Below are 3,706 nucleotides of genomic sequence, written 5' to 3'. Positions count from 1 at the left end.
CATTCGCGATATCGGCTCTTTCGGTGTCTCCATGAGAAGGTGAATATGGTTGCTCATGAGGACATAGGCATAAAGTTCAAAGCCACATCTCTGTTTATAGGTTTTCAGCTTATCGAGATATACAAGGCGATCGTCTTCGTCGAGGAATATGTCCTGCTGCTGGTTGCCTCTTACAATAAGGTGATAGAAGGCGCCTTCATATTGTATCCGGGGTTTCCGTGCTATGCTGCTCCGAATACCACTTTAAATGCATAAACCAGCCTGACCCCCTGTCTCTGCCTCCTGTCCCTTGAATTTTCGGTTTTATTCTTCTGTGCCTAAAAAACTGACACATAAAATATCAAGTTGTGAAAAAAATGCAGACCAATCGAGGGATAAAGATTTTTTGTTTTTTCATAAATAATCGTCGAGACAATAGCTAATATAAAAGCTATCATTAAATTGTCTCCGTGTATCATCGAAAATAATGCCGATTGTAAAAATAATGCAGTTATGAAACCTAAACGCTCTTTAATTGCAGTATAGATAACACCTCTAAATAATATTTCTTCCCCTATGGGCGCTATTACAAGACCACCACTAATCACAGTGGCTATGAATACAGTACTTGCTGATTTAGCCATTTCATGGTGCATCTCTACTATAAATTCGTCTCCACCAAAAAACGATGAGTATATTAAGTCGGTTAAGAAAAAAATCATTAATCCAGCAAAAGTATAAAACAGTGTCTTTTTAAATCCAATGGGCAATAAAACCCCTAAGCCCATGTATTTTCGCAATTCCTGTTTAAATACTACATATAATGTAACAACAAAAACCGAAACATCCCCCAGAGTAGCTATATTAAAAAAATTTTTTTTATCGGCACTAAATCTTACTATTTTAAATATGTCTAAACCATTAAAAATATTAACTGCAATTGAGATATAGATAATATTAATAATTATCGGAAGAAATTGACTTGCTAATATTATATTAAATACCATTAGCGATGACAATTTTATTTCTTTATTATATTTGATAGTCATTTTCCTATAAATAAGCTCCCATATAAACCAAAGGGCTACCATAACTGTTAAATTAAAGAAAAGAAACTTTAGGGGTATATAGAAAATCCCTATGTATGGATATTCAGCAAGTAAAAATTTATCGAAACTAGTTGCTTCCATTATTATACTTAATGACCATCTTTATACCAATTCTTCCATTTTTCATCAAAGTTATTCCCAGGAATTTCATTCCACTCCACATTTTTAAAACCTCCATATTTATGTTCCCCAGTAGCCCTATAAAAATTGTAATCATCGAGGGCTATATACCTTATTCCTTTGTATAAAGCTTCTCCGCCTTTTAATGACTTCACACCAAATTCCCGGATTGGACCAGACCCTCCAACTGCTCCTGTTCCTTTATAAGGATTAACATCCTCCGCTACCATATATGAATTTTCCATCATCTCTTCTATAAGTGACTTATTCTGTCTACTTGCATTTTCTCCCTTATTTATATTTAAATCCCTCTGGGCCTTCTTCTCACTCTCCTCTCCTGCTTTGTTAGTGCTCGCAAAATACTGAGTAAGGGCAAATGAAATTGCTGCGGAGATTCCTCCAATCTTTAGTCCCTCTCCAAAGTTCCCGCCTGTTAGCTCTGAGGCTACACCTCCAATTATAGCACCAGAACCTATCATGACAAGTCCTTTTAAGTAGATATTTGTGCCTCCACCCAATCCCCCTATGTAGCCACCAACTCCCCCAGAAATCGCTCCTATGAGCATGCCTTGCCCTATTTTACCTGATTCCCCTGACGATATTATACCGCCTACCATTCCTCCTACTGCTCCCCCTACTATAGCAGCAGCAGGACCTTGTAAAGCTAATAGATCTACAGCACCAACACCAAATCCATATCCTATCCCTGCTGCTACTGCCCCTATAAATGCTCCTGCAAGTATGTCTCCAACATCTCCACCCTGTATTGCTGCGCTTACTCCTCCTATTACTGCCCCAACTATCATTGCTACTACCAACCAGGGAATTTGCCCATTTGGGTCTACATACTTCAGAGGGTTGTCTAAGGCATAGGAGTAGCGGTTGAGGGATTGAGGATAGAATGGATCCTGCACTATACTATCCGCACTTATAAACCTCCCAAGTATTGGGTCATAATATCTTGCTCCATAATAGTAAAGCCCTGTCTCTGCATCCTCTTCCTGCCCTGTGAATTTGTGTTTTATGTTTGCTGTTCCTGTGCTACTTCTTGTGCCGCCATAGGGGTAGTAGTATATTCCCTGGACTTTGGCTCCTGTTGCATCTGTAATTATGCTACTGCTTCCAAGGTGGTCTGTGTGGTAGTAGTAGGTGGCTGATGATGTCTTTGAGGCTATTCTGTTATTTCCTGCAAAGATGTATTTGGTGCAGAGGCTGCTTGTGCATTCATAGTGTTTGCCTATGTAAACAGTGGTTGTAGATGATACTTTCTTTTTTACTCTTTGCCCTGAATAGTCATATGTGAAGTATGTTGATACACTTTTGGTTATTTTTGATGGCATGTTGTCATAGTTGTATGTTATTGTCCTGCCTGCACCGCCTGTCATGTTGCCATTGGCATCATAACTGTATGTGTTTGCACCTGCCTTGGTTACTGCATGGGGTTTTGTTCCATAGGTGTAGCTTCCTACCATGCTGTTGTAAGTGATGTTTCCTATCTGGTTGTATTGGTATGTCAATGTCCCGTATGCTGTGCTTTGTGCCTGTGTGAGTCGGTTTAAATCATCGTATGTGAAGTTCTGGGTTCTATTGCTGTCCAGGATGTCTGTTATTGTGGTTATGTTTCCTGTGTTGTCGTAATTGTATGAGAGGTTCTGTAGTCCCTGTGTAGGGCCATTTGTTGTTATGGAGTAGAGTCTGTTGTTTGTTGTGTAATATTGGTAGGTTGTGCTTACTCCATTTGCATAGGTGATATTTCCTGCCTGGCCAAGGGCGTTGAAGTTTGAATAGGTTACATGGCCTGTTACCCCTGTGAGGTTACCTCCAGTGTCATAGCTGTAGTTGACTGCCTCTCCATCAGGGTATTTGATGGTTGTTGTCCTTCCAAGGGCATCATATGTGGTTTCTGTTGTGTAATCTATGCTGTCTACTGTTTTTATTGCCTTGGTTACTCTTCCGAGTTTATCATAGTAGTATTTCTCTGTGCCTGAGGCATCGGTCACTTTTGTTAGTCTTCCTTTGAGTCAAATCACAGGGGGTCAAGAGTCAAATCACAGGGGGTCAATTCTTTCATATTGACAATTTTCTTCAACTCGATTTATCATCTGCTTTAACTTTTTATCTTTCTGTATCTTTTCTCTTAAACGCTTTCTTCCTTGACTTACTGTGCTGTAGTCAACTCCCAATATTTTGCCTATCTCCACGCCGGTTAATCCGCCTATCCTATATAATAAATCCATCATAATTTGTCTAATGCTTCCTCTTTCTGCCCTTATCTCTTCTATGTTTTTACCAATTTCTTTTTCAACAGCTTCTATAATCTCTTCTTTTGCCTTGTACTTTTGTATTTCTCTTAAAGGTGGACATTCTCTATCTTTTTTTCTCTTTAAGAAGTTGTCCCTTATCCATCCGATAAATTCTTCTCCTCCTAAAATACTCTGTACTATTATTTTGTCTTTTATCTCAAGCTTCTCTGATATATCAGTGTATATCCTCTTTTT

4 protein-coding genes are annotated in these 3,706 nt (G+C 38.9%); all 4 read right to left on the bottom strand.

Features of this window, described 5'->3' with window-relative positions:
* The coding region (locus tag HZC12_10825; protein MBI5027196.1) for a transposase at positions 1-225 on the bottom strand (225 nt) is incomplete at its 3' end.
* Between the two features lie 92 nt (positions 226-317).
* Positions 318-1,169, bottom strand: coding sequence for a CPBP family intramembrane metalloprotease (locus tag HZC12_10820; GenBank protein ID MBI5027195.1), 852 nt, complete (start codon positions 1,167-1,169; stop codon positions 318-320).
* 8 nt (positions 1,170-1,177) lie between these two features.
* A complete protein-coding gene (locus tag HZC12_10815) occupies positions 1,178-3,208 on the bottom strand; it encodes a hypothetical protein (protein ID MBI5027194.1) in 2,031 nt (676 codons plus the stop codon).
* 48 nt (positions 3,209-3,256) lie between these two features.
* The coding region (locus HZC12_10810) for a hypothetical protein (protein MBI5027193.1) at positions 3,257-3,706 on the bottom strand (450 nt) is incomplete at its 5' end.

Source organism: Nitrospirota bacterium (assembly GCA_016214385.1).
Taxonomy (GTDB): domain Bacteria; phylum Nitrospirota; class Thermodesulfovibrionia; order UBA6902; family JACROP01; genus JACROP01.
The sequence above is the reverse complement of the archived record's forward strand: the minus strand, read 5'-3'. Positions and strand labels throughout refer to the sequence as shown.